Origin of the sequence: Halorubrum sp. GN11_10-6_MGM (genome assembly GCF_005435165.1) — an archaeon.
Classification (GTDB): domain Archaea; phylum Halobacteriota; class Halobacteria; order Halobacteriales; family Haloferacaceae; genus Halorubrum.
The window spans coordinates 19,002-37,015 of record NZ_SGUC01000019.1; the positions used below are offsets into that span (position 1 = coordinate 19,002).

The window sequence follows — 18,014 nt, forward strand, 5'->3', positions numbered from 1 at the left end:
CGCGCCGCGTCGGGTTCCTTAACAAGAAGTTTCGGACGCCTCAGGTGGCCGGCGCGCTGGCGCTGACCGCCTCGATCGCGTCGAGGAAGATCCCCGTCCCGAGCGCGATCTCGCGTTCCGTCGCGTCGAGCGGCGGGAGCAGCCGGATCGTCTTCTTCCCGCAGCCGAGCGTCAGCAGGCCGCGGTCGAGCGCCGCCTCGATCACGGCCGCGCGCCGGTCCGCGCTGTCGAACTCCACCGCGAGCATCAGCCCCTTCCCCCGAACGTCGACGACGGTGTCGGGCGCGTCGTCGCGGAGTATCTCCTTCGCCTGTCGGCCGCGGCGGGTCGCGTTCGCCAGCAGGTCGTGTTCCTCGATCGCCTCCAGCGTGAACGTGCCCATCATCGATCCGAGAATGTCACCGCCGCCGAACGTCGACCCGAGGCGGTTCTTCTCGCTGGGGAACACCTCCGACCGGGAAATCGTCGCGCCGACGCGGAGCGCCTTCGCGGCCGCGATGACGTCCGGTTCGATCGCGTAGTGGTCCGACGCCCAGATCTCACCGGTCCGGCCGACGCCCGACTGGATCTCGTCGACGACGACCGGGATGTCGTACTCGTCGGTGACGGCAGCCACTTCGTCCATGAACGTCTCGCTGGGGAACCGGTAGCCGCCGACCCCTTGAACGGGTTCGACCGTCAGGAAGGCGATCTCCGCGGGGTCGACGTGGCCGCCCTCGGGCGCGAGCATGTTCCGCAGCCGGGAGCCGCCGCCCGCGAAGAAGCCGCAGTCGCAGCTCTCGGCGTCGCACTCGCGGTCCGCGCAGAACGGGACCGTCTCGATCCCGCTGATCTCGGGGTACTGGCGGGTGTACACGTCCTTCGACTTGGTCAGCGAGAGGGTTCCGAGCGTCCGGCCGTGGAAGCTCCCGTTGAACGCCACGCCGTACTTCGCCGGGGCGCGGTGGTCGTGGGTGATCTTCATCGCGTTCTCCATCGCCTCGGCCCCGGAGTTCGAGAGGAAGACGGTGTCTATCCCGTAGTGGCTGGAGACGTCGGTGAGCCGGTCCATGAGGTGACTCGAACCGGGGAAGTCGGCCTCCTCGGGCGTCGGTCCAGACCCGAAGTACATGTCTTGGCCGGCGATCTTCATCGGCTCGACGAGGTCGAACTCCCGCAGCTTCGAGAGCACCTTCTCGTTGTTGTAGCCGAGCGGGGCCGCGCCGATGTGACAGGTAAAATCGAGCAGGACGTTGCCGTCGACGTCCGTGACGAACGGGCCGTCGGCCTCCCGGGTCACGTCCCAGACGAACTCGTGGGAGTACTCGCTCGGCGCCGAGTGCGACTGGTGGAAGTCGACCCACCGCTGCGCGTTCGGGCCGGGGAGCGCGTCCGCGGCCGGTTCGGCCGTATCCCTATCCATACACAGTTAATGTATATGCCATACATTAAAAGTTGGTATGGTGGTGGCCGAACCGGGCCACGTGGGTCGTCAGTCGTCGTCGGACCCGGCGGACTCGACCGGAGCGGACGTGGTATCGGTCTTCTCGCTCGCCCCGTACAGCACGGTCTCGTCTTGGAGGAGCACTTGGTCGTAGTGCTTCCCGAAGTCTTTGATCAGCGACACCATCGCGAGGAAGCAGACGAACGCGAACGGCGTGCCGGTGATGATCGCGGCCTGCTGGAGCGTGTTCGCGCTGCCGGTGCCGCCGAGGATCATCAGGATCGCCGCGGTCATCCCGAGGACGACGCCCCAGAAGATCCGGTTGATGGTCGACGGCTCCGCCTTCCCGCCGGTGGTCATCATCGAGACGGCCAGCGTCGAGGAGTCGGCCGACGTGACGAAGAACGTCGTCACGAGGATCATGAACGCGTAGATCAACACGGAGCCGATCGGGATCGTCATCGACGCCCCGCCGAGGTTCAGGGTGAAGTTCAGCGCCTCGAAGAGGATGAACCCGGACACCTCGGGGCCGGCCTCGCCGGCGATCACCGCGCCGAAGTCGGCGATCCCGTTGTGCTGCGCCCACACCGCCGTGCCGCCGACGAACGTGAACCACGGGATGGTGGCGCCGGAGGTCGCGACGATCCCCGTGAACGCGACCTCGCGGACGGTCCGTCCCTTGGAGATGCGCGCGATGAACAGCCCCGCGAACGGCGACCACGAGAGCGCCCACGCCCAGTAGAACACCGTCCACGCGTTCATCCAGCCGGTCGCGCCCGAGTCGCCCGCGCCCATCGGCCCGGCGCCGGTGAAGAGGCTCATCGAGACGAACTCGCTGATCATGCCGCCGAACGCCTGCGTCCCGAGCAGCACGAGGAACAGCGTCGGGCCGACGACGAACGTCGCGATCATGAGCACGACGAAGAGGATCATGTTGAAGTTCGAGAGCCGGCGGATCCCCTTGTCGACCCCGAGCACCATCGAGGTGGTGAACAGCAGGGTCATCATGGTGACGACGAGCAGGATACCCAGATCGCCCATGTTGATACCCCACTGGTAGTCGAGGCCGGTGACGAACTGGCTCCCGATGAAGCCGAGCGAGGTGGCCACGCCGCCGATCGTCGCGAAGACGGCGAGGATGTCGACGACCTTCGCGGCCGGGCCGTCGAGGTTGTCGGCGCCGAGGATCGGCGTCAGCGCCGAGGAGACGCGCAGCGGGACGTTCTCGTAGTTGTACGCGAAGTAGCCGATCGCGATGCCCATGATCGTGAACACCGCGAGCTGCGGGAGCGCCCAGTGGAACAGCGTCTGCTGGACGGCGACCGTCATCGCCTCCGCGGTGCCCCCTTCGACGCCGCTGAACAGCGGCGAGGGGTTGTTGTAGTAGAACAGCGCCTCGGTCGGGCCCCAGAAGACGACGCCCGCCGCGAACCCCGCCGAGTAGAGCATGGCGAAGAAAGAGAGGAAGCTGTACTCGGGCGGTTCGTCGCCGAGCTTAATGCCGCCCCACGGACCGACGATGAGGAAGAGCAGGAACAGCACGATCAGGAAGACGATGAGCAGCATCGCCCAGTTGAAGGCGCCGAGCATCTGCGAGTTCAGCGACGAGATGCCGCTCTCGACGGCCGACGGGCTGATGAAGAACGCCGCGATCACGCCCAGCGTCAACAGCGCGCCGAACGCGAAGACGATGGGGTCGATCTCCTCGCGGAACTCCTCGATCACCCCCGACTCGGAGCCGCTCACGGATCGACACCCCCGCGACGGTGACTACTTGGCCCACGGTGCCTCCGCCGGTATCGTACCATGCCACGTGCTGGCATGGGCGTTCAATCCGAACCGTACACAATAAGTGTTTCTCAAACGCGACACATATATTCGGATTATGTATACTGTATATATGTTCAACATATTTCGTATTAGACGAGCAATATGGAGGTATCGATCCATATGGCTTTCTGTAGTGGACAATCGGTGTAGGATCGCCACGATAACCGTAAACACCGCGCCAAAAAAGCGCTAGCGACTGAGACGTGGCGGTTCGACACCGAGCCGGTGTCGCCGCGGCCGACCGGCCGCCGGGGACCCTCGTGTGACCGATATCTGTTACCGACCGTCGTCTCCGCCGGTCAGTTCGTTAATTCTTCGAGCGTGCGCTCGTGGGAAGTGGCGCTCTCCGTCAGCTTCTCGGCGAACTCGTCGACCCGGTCTTTGATCTCCTCGCCGGCCTCCTCGGGAGAAAAGGAGTCCGACATCGTCAGCAAGCGGACGAACGCCCGGAGTTCCTCGTCGGTGAGCTCGGCGAACTCGTCGTCTTCGAGCTTCGCGACGACCTCGTCGACGTCGATCTGGCCGACCGGATCGACGTTGAACTCCACGTTGACCATGCGGTAGTTCGAGCCGGCGAGCTGCTGCTCCGCCTTGCCGACCCCCTCCGAGAGCATGTCCTTGAACGGCGTGTGGTATCCCATGGTGCCGAGGTGGAGGAACGCGAGCATGTCCGTGATCCCCTGCGTGTACGCCTCGCGGTCCTCGTCGTTCGGGTCGAACACCGTCTTTCGGTCGCGCTCCTCTAAACACTCGAAGAGAATGCTGAAATCTAAGATTGCGTTCCTGACCCGGCGCCGAATCCGGTTTCGCTTCTGTTTCCGGGAGTGGTCCGTGTAATCCGTCTTGCGACCGAGCAGAAAGTCGCGGTCGGAGGGCGTCAAGATTCCGCGAGGCCGGTCCGACTCGGCCGCAGCCTCCAGCGACTCCGGCACGTCGTTCTGGCTCATACGCGAAATAGCGTGTGCCAGCCGATTAACAGTACTGATCCCGCCGACCGGCGCCGCCGAACGAGGGGTTCGTTCGGCGTGTGGCGCCGCCTCCCGGCGGTCGCCGTCCCCTCGCGGTCGCCGTCCCTTCGCGGCCGCCGTCCGCTCACGGCCGCCGCCGCGACAGCTCGACGAACGCGTCCGACAGCAGCGCGACACCGATCCCGAGGCTCTCTTCGTCGACGTCGAACGTCGGCGTGTGGTGGCTCGTCGGGTGGTCCGTGCCGACGAGGACGTACGACGCCAGTCCCCCGGCGTCTTGGACCCGTTTCATCAGGTACGTGCCGTCCTCGCTCACGCCGAACTCCTCGGTCGGGACCACGCTCTCGACCCCGTCGACGTCCCACGCCACGTTGCCGATGACCTCCCGCAGCGCCGGGTGGCTGTCGACGCACGGCGACTCGCTTATCAGCTGGGGGGTGACGTCGCAGTCGTGGAGCTCGGCGGCGGCGTACAGCGTCCGTTCGAGCTCGTCGCGCATGTACGTCATCAGCGGGGTCGTCTCGCCGCGCACCTCGGCGTCGATCGTCACCTCCTCGGCGATCACGTTGCTCGCGGACCCCCCCTCGATCCGGCCGACGTTCACCCGCGTCGCGCCGTCTCGGTGGCGGGCGATCCCGTACGCGTTCTGGATCGCGGCCGCGGCGGCCTGCATCGCGTTCGCGCCCTCGTTGGGCGCCTTCCCGGCGTGGGCGCTCGCCCCCTCGAAGGTGGCCGTCAGGTGCGCCATCGCCAAGGGACTCTCCACCCCGGCGACGATCTCGCCCGTGGGGTGTCCGAGCCCGATGTGGAGCGCGAACAGGTAGTCGACGTCGTCGAGGTGACCGCTCTCGGCCATCGCTTTCCCGCCCCCGGAGATCTCCTCGGCGGGCTGGAAGAACACCTTGAGCGTTCCCTCGAACTCGCTGTTCGCTATCGACTCCAGCGTGCCGAGCGCGATCGCGAGGTGCGCGTCGTGGCCGCAGGCGTGCATGTGGCCGTCGTGTTCGGACCGGAACCCCTCCGCCGCCGGTCGGTGGTCGGACTCCGCCGACTCTCGGATCGAGATCCCGTCGAGGTCGACGCGCAGGCCGATACACGGCCCCTCGCCTCGGGCGAGCGTCGCGACGACGCCCGTGTGACCGCCCGCGATCCGTTCGAGGAGGTCGTCGTCGACCCCGGCGCGACGGGCGCGGGCGAGCCACGGCCGGATCTCGTCGTCCGCCGGGACGGCCATGCGCTCGTCGGTCGCGAGCGCGTCGCGGCCGACGGCGATCTCGTCGACGCCGATGCGTTCGAGCTCCTCGACGACGCGGGCGGTCGTCCGGAACTCGCACCATCCCGGCTCCGGGTGGCGGTGGAACGCACGCCGGAGCTCGGTCAGTCTGGATCGCGCGTCGGTGGACATCCGTCTGAGGAGATAGCGGTGCGGGTACTTAACGGTAGTCGGTGGCACGGTTCGCGTCCGACGGTCGGCCCCGACCGCGATTCGCGGGGCCGGACAAGGATAAAGAGCCGCGGGCGAGAACGACGCGTATGAACGACACCGCAGGGCTCCGGCTCACGGTGCGTGCCGCCGAGAAGCGGGACGCGGGCCGGGGCATCGCCAGGCTCCCCGAGTCGGCTCGCAAGCGGCTCGCCCTCCTCAGCGGCGACACGGTCGAGGTGCGCGGCGAGCGCACCGCCGTCGCGAAGGTGTGGCCGGGCGGTCCCGACGCCCCCGACGGCGCCGTCCTCATCGACGCCGACACCCGCGCGAACGCCGGCGTGAAGGTCGGCGACACCGTGACGATCGCCCCCGTCGACGTCGCCGACGCCGACCGCGTGACGCTGGCCGCCCCCGGCCGCCTCGCCGAGGTCGACGTGAGCCGCGAGGTCGTCGAGCGCGCGCTCTCGCGCGAGCTCCGCGACCGCCCCGTCACCGAGGGCGAGGCCGTCCACGTCGAGCGGCTGGGCGGCCTGCGTTTCGTCGTCGCCCGGACCGACCCGGGAGGGACCGTCCGGATAACCGCCTCGACCGACGTATCGGTCGAGTACGAGGGCGACGCGGGCGGCTCCGCGGACGCCCCCGCGAGCGCCGGGAGCGACGCGGACGCGGGACCCTCTGACGGGTCGAACCCGCCCGGAAGCGACGGTCGCCCCGCGGGCGGCGGCTCGCCGCCGGAGCAGCGCACCGCGGGCGCGACCTACGAGGACATCGGTGGGCTCGACGAGGAGTTAGAGCTCGTCCGAGAGACCATCGAGCTCCCGCTCTCGGAGCCGGAGGTGTTCACCCGGCTCGGCATCGACCCGCCGAAGGGCGTCCTCCTCCACGGCCCGCCGGGGACCGGCAAGACGCTCATCGCCCGCGCCGTCGCCAACGAGGTGAACGCAGAGTTCCGCACCGTCGACGGCCCGGAGATCATGTCGAAGTACAAGGGCGAGTCGGAGGAGCGCCTGCGGGAGGTGTTCAAGGAAGCGGCCGAGAACGCGCCGGCGATAATCTTCTTCGACGAGATAGACTCGATCGCAGGCAAGCGCGATGACGGCGGCGACGTCGAGAACCGCGTCGTCGGCCAGTTGCTCTCGCTGATGGACGGGCTCGACGCCCGCGGCGACGTGATCGTCATCGGCGCGACGAACCGCGTCGACACCATCGACCCGGCGCTCCGGCGCGGCGGGCGCTTCGACCGCGAGATCGAGATCGGCGTTCCCGGCGAGTCGGGACGGCGCCAGATCCTCGACGTCCACACGCGCCGGATGCCGCTGGCCGACGACGTGGATTTAGACCGGATCGCGGGCCGGACACACGGGTTCGTCGGCGCCGACATCGAGGGGCTCGCGCAGGAGGCGGCGATGACCGCGCTGCGTCGCGCCCGCGAGTCGGACGCGCGGGCGCTGAACGAGGTGACGGTCGCCAAGGCGGACTTCGAGGCCGCCCACGCGAACGTCGAGCCGAGCGCGATGCGCGAGTACGTCGCCGAGCAGCCGACGACCGACTTCGCAGACGTCGGCGGGTTAGACGACGCGAAGGAGGAACTCGAACGCGCCGTGACGTGGCCGCTGTCGTACGGTCCCCTCTTCGACGCCGCGGGCGCCGACCCCCCGACCGGGGTTCTGCTGTACGGGCCGCCCGGGACCGGGAAGACGCTGCTCGCGCGCGCTATCGCCGGCGAGAGCGGCGTCAACTTCATTCAGGTCGCCGGCCCGGAGCTGCTCGACCGGTACGTCGGCGAGTCGGAGAAGGCGGTCAGAGAACTGTTCGACCGCGCGCGGCAGGCGGCGCCCGCGATCGTCTTCTTCGACGAGATCGACGCGGTCGCGACCGACCGCGACGCGGCCGGCGGCGACGGCTCCGGCGTGGGCGAGCGCGTCGTCTCGCAGCTGTTGACGGAGCTCGACCGCGCCAGCGACAACCCGAACCTCGTCGTCCTCGCGGCGACGAACCGGCGGAACGCGCTCGACCCGGCGCTGCTTCGACCCGGCCGACTGGAGACCCACGTCGAGGTCCCGGAGCCGGACCGCGAGGCCCGCCGGAAGATTCTCGACGTTCACACGCGCGAGAAGCCCCTCTCCGACGGCGTCGACTTGGAGCGCGTCGCCGACGAGACGGAGGGGTACTCGGGCGCGGAGATCGCCGCGCTGACGCGGTCGGCCGCGATGCGCGCGATCGAACGCGTCGCCGACGAGCACGGCGAGGCCGCCAACGACCACGCCGACGAGGTCGGGATCACCGGTGAGGACTTCGACGCGGCGATCGAGTCCGTTCGCCCCGAGACCGCCTGAGTCTCTCCGACTCCGACGCCTCGCTCGGTCCGGTCAGTCGTCTTCCGCGGTCGGGCTCTCCTCGCCGTCGTCCGCCTCGGCCGCCTCGCCGTCGCCCGCTTCGGTCGCCTCGCCGTCGTCCGCTTCGGCCGCCTCGCCGTCGTCTCCCTCGGACGCACCGTCGCCGTGGTCGCCGTGCCCGTGTCCACCGCCGAGCTCTCCCGGACCGAACTCGTCGACCGGCGTGACGCTGTAATCGACCGTGAGCGTGTCCTTCGTCGCCCGGACCTTCCCCACGAACGTCGATATCTCTTCGAGGCCGCCCTCCAACACGAACAGCTCCATACAGTACTGCGAGCCGACGTGGCTGTGGAAGTTCGAGGCGACGATCCCTTCGTCCTCGTGGCGCAGCCGCATCATCCGCTCTTCGACGTTCGTCGTCTCGTAGTTGAAGAGGACGGTCACGACGGCCATCAGCGCCCGGTCCTCCAGCTTGGCGTCCTCGAACTCGCCGAGCAGGTTCCGGGAGGCCTCGCGGACGACCTCGCTGCGCCCGGTGTACCCGTGTTCGTCCGCGAACCCGTCGATCCGATCGAGTAGCTCTTCCGGCATGGACACGCTGACGACTGTCATGTATTAATCCACGCCGACGAAGTTGTTAATCCTTGAGGTCCGGACCGTCGCGTTCGGCTCCCGGTCCCGCCTCGGGGCTCTTGTCACCCGCCTCGGAAGCCTCGCCACCCGCCTCGGAATCCCCGCCACCCGCCTCGATCCGGGCGCCGAGCCACGCGTAGTGGTCGAGCAGGGCGGTCTCGCCAGCCTCGGTGAGCGCGTACACGTCGGCGATCCCCTCGGTCCGCCGATCGAGGTGGCCGGACTCGACGAGCGCGGAGAGCGTGCCGTAGAACGAGCCCGGGTCGATCCGCTCGTCGTAGTGGGATTCGAGCCGGCTCTTCAGCGACTGCGCACGCAGCTCGCCGTGTTCGTACAGGAGCGCGCAGATGTCGCGGCGGCGGCCGCTGTGGAACCACTTCGTCATACGGGCGGGTTCGGCCGACCCCTCACGACGGTTTCGGTCCCGGACGGCCGAGGGAGTCTGTCGTGGGTTAGTCGTGTGACGAACGTTCTTTTCTAATCGATATTCACATCGAAACAGGCACTCTTTCAAGAAATATCCTCACGAGTGAACTGTATTATGTGTATAAATGTGGTCTTACGGAAATATTTTACCGGCGGATGTATTCCAGATAGATATGCGTTCGACCATCGCACGTCTCGTCTGCCGACACCGGTACGAGCGACGCGCAGTGGTGATCGACCGGAACGGGGTGGCCGACTCGGACGGAGCGGTCGGATCGAACCGGCGGGCCGACCCGGACGGAGCGGTCGGTCCGGACAGGGTCGTGGAGCGGTGTCCGAAGTGCGGCAAGGAGCGGTTCCGCGCTCCGACCGGATCGTAAGGGTGCCCGGACGGCCGACGCGACCGGCGGGCGCGCCGCCGAATCAGGTCGGTCCCAGCAGTTCGTCGAGCCGGCCGACGCGTCGGTCGCCGAGGACGCACCGGCCGCGCTCGTCGTGGCCGACGCGCTCGACGTGGACCGCGTCGAGGCCGGCGTTCCACGCGGCCGCCACGTCGCTCTCGCCGTCGCCGACGTAGTACCCCCGGTGTCGACCCGGGTCGACGCCGAGTTCGCGCATCGCGGCCTCGATCGGGTCCGGCGCGGGCTTCCACCCCGTCTCGTCGGTACAGCAGACGACGGCGTCGAACCGGCCGTCGAGGCCGACGCGGTCGAGGACGGGCTCCGCGAGGAACTCCTGACAGTGGGTGACGAGCCCGGCCGGCCCGCCGACCTCGCTCACGCGGTCGAGCAGGCTCACGGCGTCGTCGTGGAGGTAGGTCGCCTCGGCGCGGGCCGTCGGGTCCTCCACGTCGTGGAACGCGGGCCAGAACGCGTCGGGGTCGACCCCCATCTCCCGGAGGGTCTCGGCGCGCGAGCCGCCGAGTCCGTGCCAGAGGACGCGCGCCTCTCGGTCCGAGAACTCCCGGCCGAGCCGGTCGCCGACGCGGTCGAACACCGTCCGGGTGTACGTCCACTCCGCGTCGACGAGCGTCCCGTCGAGGTCGAACAGGTGGAAATCGTAGTCGGCGACGGCCATGGACCGATCCGTACGCCGGGCGCGGGCAAGTGCGTTGCGGGTTCGGAGAGAGACTGGGACCCGGCCCCTCGCTCTCCCGTTCAGTCCCGGACGTGTACCGACGAGCCGAGGTACTTTCGGAGAACCTCGTCGACAGAGTCGGCGTTGAAACGAGACAGATCCGCGCCGATCGCGTCTCTCAGCGCGTCGAGGTACGCCCCGTCGGTGCGCAGTTCCCGGAAGTCGGCGGCGACGACCGCGACGCCCTCGGCGTCCGCGAGCCCGAGTCGGTCCGCCGCCAGCCGCCGGAACGCGGGTTCGTCGCCGACCTCGCCGCGCCACAGGCGATCGCGGAAGAACAGCCACCCGTCGGTCCCGGGCTCGGCGGCCGGGAGCTCCATCGTCGTCTCGAAGCGGTCGGGGTCGACGGCGGCGGCGGGCGGATCGAGCCGGACGGCGACGCGGAAGACGTATGCGGCCTCCATGGGTCGGCGGTCGCCGGATCGATCCATAAAGGTATACCGCTCGGGGGCGTGGTCCCGGACCATGTGGCAGCGCCTCCGCGGCCTCGCCGGACGCGTCTACCGGCGACACCTCCGCCGCGAGATCGACGACGTCCCCGACCACGTCGCCGTCATTCAGGACGGGAACCGTCGGTACGCCCGCGAACAGGGCGACGACGCGCCGGACGGACACCGCGCCGGCGCGGACACCACGGAGCGGGTCCTCGACTGGTGCGCCGACCTCGGCGTCTCGGAACTCACCCTCTACGCGTTCTCCACCGAGAACTTCGAGCGCCCCGACGAGGAACTGGAGCCCCTCTTCGACCTGTTAGAGCACAAGCTGCGCGAGTTCGCCGACGCCGACCGCGTCCACGAGGACGGCGTGCGCGTCCGGGCCATCGGCGACGTCCCGCGCCTCCCGCCGCGTGTCCGCGACGCGGTCGACTACGCCGAGCGGCGAACCGCCGGCAACGACCGCTTCACGCTCAACGTCGCGTTGGCGTACGGCGGCCGGACCGAACTGCTCGACGCCGCGCGCGCCATCGCTCGCGACGTCGACGACGGGGAGATGGCCCCCGAGGACGTCGACGTCGAGACCGTCGAGGAGCGCCTCTACGACCGACCGATCCGCGACGTGGACCTGATCGTCCGCACCGGCGGCGACGAGCGCACCTCGAACTTCCTCCCGTGGCACGCGAACGGCAACGAGGCCGCCGTCTACTTCTGTGCGCCCTACTGGCCGGAGTTCTCCGAGGCCGACTTCCTGCGGGCGATCCGCACCTACGAGTCGCGCGAGGAGTCGTGGCAGCGCGCCCGGGCGGAACGGGCCGCCGCGCTGGTGCGCGCGCTCGCGGAGGTGGAGTTCGCGGAGGCCCGCGCCGCCGCCTCGCGCCTCCGCGAGCGCGTCCCGCGGCCCGACGGGAGCGACCTCTCCGACGACGCCCTCGGCATCGGGGACGGTGACGCGGTCGGGTCGGGCGACGCCGACTCCGCCGGTCGGGTCGACGGCGACGCGCAGGACTCGCCGGGAGCCGACTAAACCCCGCCCGGCGCGATCCCGCCCTCGCTCCGCGTCAGCAGGTACAGCGCGAACGACGAGAGCCAGTGCGACCCGGCGTAGTCGTCGGTGAGGACGTCCGCGGCCCCCGCCTCGGCGTGGCGGCGCGCCGCGGTCTCCAGCGGCGCTCGGAGCCGCGTCGCCGCCGGACCCTCCCGGCCGTCGAGCGCGTCGGCCAGTCCCGCGAGACACCACGCGCGGGAGACGTTGAGCCCGATCAGGTGGGTCGCGGCGCCGTCGCCCTCGTCGGGTTCGACGTCGACGGGCGCGAGCAGCGCATCGTGCGGCGGCCCGGCCAGATCGGGGAGGAAGTCGTCGAGCCACGACGCGAACGCGTCGGCGTCGAGGACGCGGCGCAGCAGGTCGGCCTCCGTCAGCGCGGGCGAGAGGAAGTCCCATCCGACCGGCTCCGCGCCGACGACCGCGGCGGTGTCGTCCGCGTAGAGCCGGCGCGTCGCCGCCTCGGCCTCGCGTTCGAGGTCGGCGTCGCCGACGACCCGCGCGTAGTCGAGGACGCCGGCGAGCGCGAACGCGGTGTTGCCGTGGGTGCCCACGCGGTGTGCGCGGTCGACGTCGAGGAACGAGTCGCGGGTCCCGCGGCGGACCCGCTCTTCGAGGGGCCGGAGCGCCTCGCGCCACGCGTCGGCGCGGGGATCGTCCCACAGGTGTAATTCGGCCGCGAGGCGCAGCAGCCACGACCAGCCGTACGGCTCCTCGAAGCCGGGGTTCTCGTCGAGGTAGTCGACCTCACGAGCGACGTTCTCGGGGGTCAGCCGCTCGTCGATCCCCGCCGCGATCTCGGCCTCGTCCGGGTGGTCGGAGGCGAGTCGTAGCGAGCGCACGAGCGCCCAGTGGCTGTGGACCGCCGAGTGCCAGTCGAAACAGCCGTGGAAGACGGGGTGCTTCTCGGCGGGGCGCGTCGGCGCCTCCGGGCCCTCGACGACGCCCTGATAGTGCGGGTACTCGGTGTCGACTCCGTCGAGCGGGTGGGCGGCCAGCGCGGCCGCGACCGCGCCGTCGAGCGCGTCCGCCCGCCCGGCGCGGAGCGCGTCCGGCGACAGCGCCTCGAAAGCGTTCATGCCGGAGAGTCCGCGGGGCGCCTGTTCAATCGGTCGGTGGCGTGCGATAGCGTGGCACGCGACCCCCGAGTTCGGTCCCTCGACGTGCGGTCGTCAAGAGGCGGACCGCGTCCTATCGATCCCTGAACTCCACGGTGTAGCCGTTGTCGCGAAGCGCCTCGACGAGGTCGTCGTCGGGCTCGATTCTGAACTCGTGGAACGAGTTGCTCGGAGAGTCGGCCGAGTACAGGTCCGAGTCGATGTTGTCCGGGATCTCGTTTTGGTGCGTGTTCTCTTGAACGACGACCGGCTGGCTGCGGGCGCGGCTGGAACTGTCGTCTTCGGTCATTCGGTTGCCTCCCCTTGCGACCGTTCGGCTATTTGAATTCCGATCTCGGGTCCCGTTCGCGACGCTCACGCCGGGTTCTTCCGGGTCAGGTCGCTGCCGCAGATCGGACACCGCTCTTTGTCCTCGTCGAAGGTGCGGTTACAGCCGACGCACTGGAAGCGCCACTCCCGCTCCTCGGAGATGCCGTCGCGGGCGATGGCCTCGACCGGGAGGTCGAGCCGCTCGGCGACGTTCTGCATCGCGTAGTCGTCGGTGACGAGCGTGCCGTGGAGCTCCAGCGCGGTCGCGATCAGCCGGACGTCGGTGTCCGACAGCTCCGCGGCGTCGCCCGACCCCTTCGCGGCCCGGCGGACGCGGTCGACCGCCTCCGGCGCCGGCACGTGGACGGTCATCCCGGAACCCTCCATCGCGTCGAAGCGGAGGGCGACCTCGCCGGTGAGCTCCTCGTGGACCGCCGGGATGGAGACCACGTCCTCGTCGGTCGTGTACTCGTGGATGAACGCGGACGAGTCGAGGACCTGCATCAGCGGGCGACGACGATGTAATCCTTCACCGCTTGGACGTTCGCGACCGGCACTCGGAGCCGTCCCATCTCGTCGACGTCGAAGTCGACGCGCTCGGCTCTGAGCTGTTCGTGCGGGCTGACGAGGAGGTGGTTCAGTTCGCCGGACTCGAGGTTCATCGTGATGTTGTACAGGTCCCCGAGCTCCGTGCCGTCGGCGCTCATCACCGCCTTCCCGGAGAGGTTCTCCGCGAGGATGTCGACCATACCCGCACGGTCCCGGGCAACGGTCTTAAACGCCACGGGCCGTCCGACGGACGACCGACGCGAGCGCGCTCGTCGCCGGACGCGCGACGACAGAACGACTCGGCTCCGTCCCCGGAACGATCCGGTTCGGGCGCCGCGGTTCGTCGCGGCGTTTTGAAAGGCTTAACTGACGCCCGGGCGGAACGGACGGTATAACCTTCTCGGGGCGATCACATATGACCGACCACACACACGCGGACACCCTGCGAACCCCCATCGTCGCCGTGCTGGGCCACGTCGACCACGGCAAGACGAGCCTGCTCGACACGATCCGCGGCTCCGCCGTCAGCGAGGGCGAGGCCGGCGCGATCACCCAACACATCGGGGCGACGGACATCCCGCTCGACACCATCTCCGGCATGGCTGGCGAGCTGATCGACCCGTCGGACTTCGACCTCCCCGGCCTCCTGTTCATCGACACGCCGGGACACCACTCCTTCTCGACGCTGCGCGCCCGCGGCGGCGCGCTCGCCGACATCGCGGTGCTGGTCGTCGACGTCAACGACGGCTTCCAGCCGCAGACGGAGGAGGCGATAGACATCCTCCGACGGACGGGCACTCCCTTCGTCGTCGCGGCCAACAAGGCCGACACGACGCCGGGGTGGAACCCGCAGGACGGCGAACCGATCCAGAAGAGCATGGAGGCGCAGTCGGAGCGCGCGAAGTCCATGCTCGACGAGAACCTCTACGAGATCATCGGGCAGCTGTCGGACGCGGGCTTCTCGGCCGACCTCTACTGGCGCGTCCAAGACTTCCAGAAGAACATCGGCGTCGTCCCGCTGTCGGCGCTCACCGGCGAGGGGGTTCCGGACCTGCTGACCGTCTTGATGGGCCTCTCCCAGCGGTTCATGAAAGAGGAGATGGCGATCGACGTGACCGGGCCGGGCGAGGGGACGGTCCTCGAAGTGAAAGACGAGCGCGGCTTCGGCGCCACCGTCGACACCGTCGTCTACGACGGCGTCATCCGCAACGGCGACACCGTCGTCGTCGGCGGCCAGAACGAGCCAATCGTCACCGAGATCCGCGCGCTGCTCCGCCCGCGCCCGCTCGCGGAGATCCGCACGGAGAAGCAGTTCGAGAAGGTGGGCGAGGTCGCCGCCGCGGCCGGCGTGAAGATCGCCGCGCCCGACCTCGACCAGGCGATGGCGGGCGCGCCGGTCCGGGTCGTCCGCGACCGCACCGTCGACGAGGTGGTCGAGGAGGTGAAGGCGGAACTGGCCGAGATCGAGGTCGAGACCGCCGAGAACGGCGTCGTCGTCAAGGCGGACACCCTCGGCTCGCTGGAGGCGATGGCGAACGCGCTCCGCGAGGCCGAGGTCCCCATCCTCCGCGCCGAGGTGGGCGACATCGCGCCCCGCGACATCGCGGTCGCGGAGACCGCGAATCAGGACGAACACAAGGCGATCTTAGGCTTCAACGTCGACCTCCTCCAGAACGCGGAGTCGGACTTAGAGAACGCGGACGTGAAGCTGTTCAAAAACGAGGTCATCTACCAGCTGGTCGAGGACTACGAGCGCTACGTGGAGGAGAAACAGCGCGCGCAACAGGAGACGGTGCTCGACAAGGTCGTGCGCCCCGCCCGCTTCCGCATCCTCCCCGACCACACGTTCCGGCAGAACGACCCCGCGGTCGTCGGCGTGGAGATCATCTCCGGCACGCTCCAGAACAACCGCAACGTCGGCTACTTCGAGGGCAACGAGTTCGAGCGCGTCGGCGGCCTCTCCGGCATTCAAAAGCAGGGCGAGGACGTCGACGAGGCGCGCGCCGGCGAGCGCGTCAGCATCGCCATCGACGGGCCGACCGTCGGCCGCGACATCGAGGAGGGCGACACGCTCTGGACCGAGGTGCCGGAGAAGCACGCGAAGATCTTAGAACAGGAGCTGAAAGAGGAGATCACCGCCGACGAGCGCGAGGCGCTTCAGGGCTATCTGGAGACGCGCCGCAAGCGCGACCCCTTCTGGGGGAAGTGACGTCAGCGTTCGTTACTTAGGTATCTCACCGGGACGAGGTCGTCGCGAAACGCGTTCTCTCGTTACTCCAACGTCCGCCGCCCTGGGGCCGTCACGCGTACACCAGAATGAGCACGGCGACGAACGCCAACTCGCCGCCGACGAGCAGCGCGGCGAGCAGCCACGCCCGGTAGGTCCACAGCCAGTCGCGGGCGCCGGCGAGCCGACTCGGCTCGTCGACCGCGTCGTCGCCGCGGTACTCGGGGTCGACCCGCCAGCCCGTCTCCGGGTCGTACGTCGCGGAGACGCGGGTCCCGACGAGTTCGTCGACGTCGAGCGGCGAGACGCCGGCGGCCTGGAGGAACTCGACGAACGCCTCGGATTCGGTCAGCGACCCGTCGCGGGGCGCGTCGAAGCGCTCGGTGTGGGTGGCGTCGCCGTGGGGCGGGCGCATCTCGACGGCGACGCGGTCGCCGACGGAGCGCACCCGCGTGACGATCAGCGCGTTCTCCTCGTCGTTGAGGTACGCCTCGCGGAGCCGACGCTTCACCGCCTCGTCGACGCCCGCGTCGTCGAGGTCGTCGGGGATCGGGTCACCGTCGGAGAGCGTGTCACCGTCGGAGAGCGTGTCACCGTCGGAGAGCGTGTCACCGTCGGAGAGCGTGTCACCGTCGGAGAGCGTGTCGCGGTCGGTCTCACGGGGCGGGGACGCGTCCTCGACCGTCGTCTCGGCGTCGTCTCCGGATCGGTCCGCCATCGATGCGTCGTTGGCGGCGCGCTCGGATAAGGACACGGGCGCTCCCCGCACCCCGTGCGTGACGGTTCCGGACGTGACCGCCTCCGAAGCCCCAGTCGCGAAGCCGACGCACACTCGTTGCGCTCCTCGGTCGTTCGCTTCGCTCACTCCCTGCGGTGCTTACGTCGTCTGCGTCGGCTTCGCGACTGCCCCTTCGATTCCCGCCCCGCACAGCACCGCAGCCTCACGCCTCCCCAGCCTCGTCGGCGGCTCCCGGTGGTCGCCGCCGACTCCCTCGCGCGGTGCTGCTCGGCCGCGAAGCGGCCTCGCAGGCACGCGCCACCGCACTCCGGAGCTGACCGTAGAGTCTACTGGAGCCGGTAGCGGAGGATCGCCGCGATGCCGCCGAGGTTGGCGAGCTGCTCGCCGGGGGCGAACTCGGAGGAGAAGACGACCACGTCGCCGCCCTGTCGCTCGACCGACTGGATGACCTCGTTGACGTCGATCGCCCAGTCGCCGTCGCCCTGTCGCTCCGTGCGGAGGCGCTCGTCGACGACGAGCAGCGTCTCGACCGCGCCGAACTCGGCGGCCTCGGCGGTGTCGTCCGGGCCGTACGTCGCCTTCTCGCCTTTCGCGATGTTCTCCGTCAGATCGTCGATGAGGCTCGCCTCCTTCGAGATGCGGGTCTCCTTCTGTACCTCGTCGACCGCGCCGCGCTTGAGCACCTCGTGGACGCCGCGGTCGCCCGCGGCCGAGGTGTCGACCGTCGTGATCCGGTCGGCGAGGTCGCGGTGTTCCTCCTCGACGTAGTCGCGCGCGTCCTGCTTGGTGAACCCCGGTCCCGCGAGGATGACGGCGTCGGCGTCGAGGTGCGCGAGCGCGTCGCCCAGTTCGGCGAACAGCTCCTCGCGCGGCCGCGAGAACTCGCCTTTCCCGGTCGGCTTCGTGAACGAGGCGTACTCCTCGGTGCCGTACTGCTGGACCGTGTGGACGTACGCGGCCCCCTCCTCGACGGTCGCGATGGCCACGTCGGGGTTCTCCGCCGCCTCCGTCGCCTCCTCCAGTCGCTCGGTCTGGTCCGGTTTGAAGTGTTTCTCGACGGTGATCTCGTCGTGCTCCTCGACGTTGAGCGTGTGGTGGGCGTTGAGCTGGTCCTCCCGCGAGCAGCCGACGATGACCCCGGAGACGCGGAGGCGGTTGGCGAACCGCGCGAACTCAACGGTATCGACCTCCAGCGTGACGAAGATGTGCTCGCGCTGGCCGCCGGTGTCCCGCATCTGGTCGTCGTTCCGCTGGATCCGTCTGGTGGTGTCGCCCTCGACGAGGTCCCCGGGTTCGAGGACGTGCGCGAGGTGCCAGAGGTCGTCGACGTTCTCGGGGACCAGCGTGAGCCGTTCCCGGCCCTCCTCGCCGTACCCCCGCTCGGAGATTCGCATGCCCGAGCGTTCGCTCGCGG

At 69.4% G+C, this 18,014-nt stretch carries 18 protein-coding genes; 4 read left to right on the forward strand and 14 right to left on the reverse strand.

Features of this window, described 5'->3' with window-relative positions:
- Positions 1 to 40: 40 nt before the first annotated feature.
- The 4 genes from EXE46_RS10500 to EXE46_RS10515 form a co-directional block, all read right to left on the reverse strand.
- Positions 41 to 1,402, reverse strand: coding sequence for an aminotransferase class III-fold pyridoxal phosphate-dependent enzyme (locus tag EXE46_RS10500; RefSeq protein WP_137688347.1), 1,362 nt, complete (start codon positions 1,400 to 1,402; stop codon positions 41 to 43).
- Between the two features lie 69 nt (positions 1,403 to 1,471).
- Entirely contained in the window at positions 1,472 to 3,169 is a 1,698-nt protein-coding gene (locus EXE46_RS10505; RefSeq protein WP_241981535.1) for a BCCT family transporter, read from the reverse strand.
- A gap of 383 nt (positions 3,170 to 3,552) precedes the next feature.
- Positions 3,553 to 4,200 (reverse strand): hypothetical protein, encoded by a 648-nt coding sequence (locus tag EXE46_RS10510; RefSeq protein WP_137688348.1) that lies wholly within the window; start codon positions 4,198 to 4,200, stop codon positions 3,553 to 3,555.
- Between the two features lie 145 nt (positions 4,201 to 4,345).
- Positions 4,346 to 5,626, reverse strand: a complete 1,281-nt coding sequence (locus EXE46_RS10515; protein WP_137688349.1) for an amidohydrolase — start codon at positions 5,624 to 5,626, stop codon at positions 4,346 to 4,348.
- A gap of 128 nt (positions 5,627 to 5,754) precedes the next feature.
- On the opposite strand from EXE46_RS10515, the gene EXE46_RS10520 reads away from it, so the two are divergent.
- Positions 5,755 to 7,983: an AAA family ATPase gene (locus tag EXE46_RS10520; RefSeq protein WP_137688350.1), complete on the forward strand. Its 2,229-nt coding sequence runs from the start codon at positions 5,755 to 5,757 to the stop codon at positions 7,981 to 7,983.
- A gap of 33 nt (positions 7,984 to 8,016) precedes the next feature.
- On the opposite strand, the gene EXE46_RS10525 is transcribed toward EXE46_RS10520, so the two are convergent.
- Both EXE46_RS10525 and EXE46_RS10530 read right to left on the reverse strand, forming a co-directional pair.
- Entirely contained in the window at positions 8,017 to 8,595 is a 579-nt protein-coding gene (locus tag EXE46_RS10525) for a CopG family ribbon-helix-helix protein (protein ID WP_137688351.1), read from the reverse strand.
- 25 nt (positions 8,596 to 8,620) lie between these two features.
- The gene (locus EXE46_RS10530) at positions 8,621 to 9,001 is read right to left on the reverse strand and encodes a PadR family transcriptional regulator (protein ID WP_137688352.1); all 381 of its coding nucleotides are present in this window, start codon (positions 8,999 to 9,001) and stop codon (positions 8,621 to 8,623) included.
- A gap of 214 nt (positions 9,002 to 9,215) precedes the next feature.
- On the opposite strand from EXE46_RS10530, the gene EXE46_RS10535 reads away from it, so the two are divergent.
- On the forward strand, positions 9,216 to 9,422 hold the full coding sequence (locus EXE46_RS10535; protein WP_137688353.1) for a hypothetical protein: 207 nt from the start codon (positions 9,216 to 9,218) through the stop codon (positions 9,420 to 9,422).
- A gap of 43 nt (positions 9,423 to 9,465) precedes the next feature.
- On the opposite strand, the gene EXE46_RS10540 is transcribed toward EXE46_RS10535, so the two are convergent.
- Both EXE46_RS10540 and lwrS read right to left on the reverse strand, forming a co-directional pair.
- The gene (locus EXE46_RS10540; RefSeq protein WP_137688354.1) at positions 9,466 to 10,119 is read right to left on the reverse strand and encodes an HAD family hydrolase; all 654 of its coding nucleotides are present in this window, start codon (positions 10,117 to 10,119) and stop codon (positions 9,466 to 9,468) included.
- Between the two features lie 80 nt (positions 10,120 to 10,199).
- Complete coding sequence (gene lwrS / locus EXE46_RS10545; RefSeq protein WP_137688355.1) at positions 10,200 to 10,583, reverse strand: LWR-salt protein; 384 nt, start codon at positions 10,581 to 10,583, stop codon at positions 10,200 to 10,202.
- 61 nt (positions 10,584 to 10,644) lie between these two features.
- Between lwrS and uppS the strand changes: the two genes are divergently transcribed.
- Complete coding sequence (gene uppS, locus EXE46_RS10550; protein WP_137688356.1) at positions 10,645 to 11,640, forward strand: polyprenyl diphosphate synthase; 996 nt, start codon at positions 10,645 to 10,647, stop codon at positions 11,638 to 11,640.
- Here the strand turns inward: uppS and EXE46_RS10555 are convergent.
- The 4 genes from EXE46_RS10555 to EXE46_RS10570 all read right to left on the reverse strand — a co-directional run bounded on the left by EXE46_RS10555 (position 11,637) and on the right by EXE46_RS10570 (position 13,834).
- Positions 11,637 to 12,737 carry a DUF2891 domain-containing protein gene (locus tag EXE46_RS10555; protein ID WP_137688357.1) on the reverse strand — a complete coding sequence of 367 codons (1,101 nt, stop codon included), beginning with the start codon at positions 12,735 to 12,737 and terminating at the stop codon, positions 11,637 to 11,639. The genes uppS and EXE46_RS10555 overlap by 4 nt on opposite strands.
- A 112-nt stretch (positions 12,738 to 12,849) precedes the next feature.
- Positions 12,850 to 13,065 (reverse strand): hypothetical protein, encoded by a 216-nt coding sequence (locus tag EXE46_RS10560; protein ID WP_137688358.1) that lies wholly within the window; start codon positions 13,063 to 13,065, stop codon positions 12,850 to 12,852.
- Positions 13,066 to 13,130: 65 nt separating this feature from the next.
- A complete protein-coding gene (locus tag EXE46_RS10565) occupies positions 13,131 to 13,589 on the reverse strand; it encodes an NOB1 family endonuclease (RefSeq protein ID WP_137688359.1) in 459 nt (152 codons plus the stop codon).
- Positions 13,589 to 13,834 carry a PRC-barrel domain-containing protein gene (locus EXE46_RS10570; protein WP_137688360.1) on the reverse strand — a complete coding sequence of 82 codons (246 nt, stop codon included), beginning with the start codon at positions 13,832 to 13,834 and terminating at the stop codon, positions 13,589 to 13,591. The genes EXE46_RS10565 and EXE46_RS10570 overlap by 1 nt, the downstream gene beginning before the upstream one ends.
- A 215-nt stretch (positions 13,835 to 14,049) precedes the next feature.
- On the opposite strand from EXE46_RS10570, the gene infB reads away from it, so the two are divergent.
- Positions 14,050 to 15,843, forward strand: coding sequence for a translation initiation factor IF-2 (gene infB / locus EXE46_RS10575; RefSeq protein WP_137688361.1), 1,794 nt, complete (start codon positions 14,050 to 14,052; stop codon positions 15,841 to 15,843).
- A 91-nt stretch (positions 15,844 to 15,934) separates the two neighbouring features.
- Here infB and EXE46_RS10580 read toward each other — a convergent pair whose 3' ends face one another.
- Positions 15,935 to 16,579: a hypothetical protein gene (locus tag EXE46_RS10580; RefSeq protein WP_137688362.1), complete on the reverse strand. Its 645-nt coding sequence runs from the start codon at positions 16,577 to 16,579 to the stop codon at positions 15,935 to 15,937.
- Positions 16,580 to 16,926: 347 nt separating this feature from the next.
- On the reverse strand, positions 16,927 to 17,994 hold the full coding sequence (locus tag EXE46_RS10585) for an mRNA surveillance protein pelota (RefSeq protein WP_137688363.1): 1,068 nt from the start codon (positions 17,992 to 17,994) through the stop codon (positions 16,927 to 16,929).
- Positions 17,995 to 18,014 lie beyond the last annotated feature (20 nt).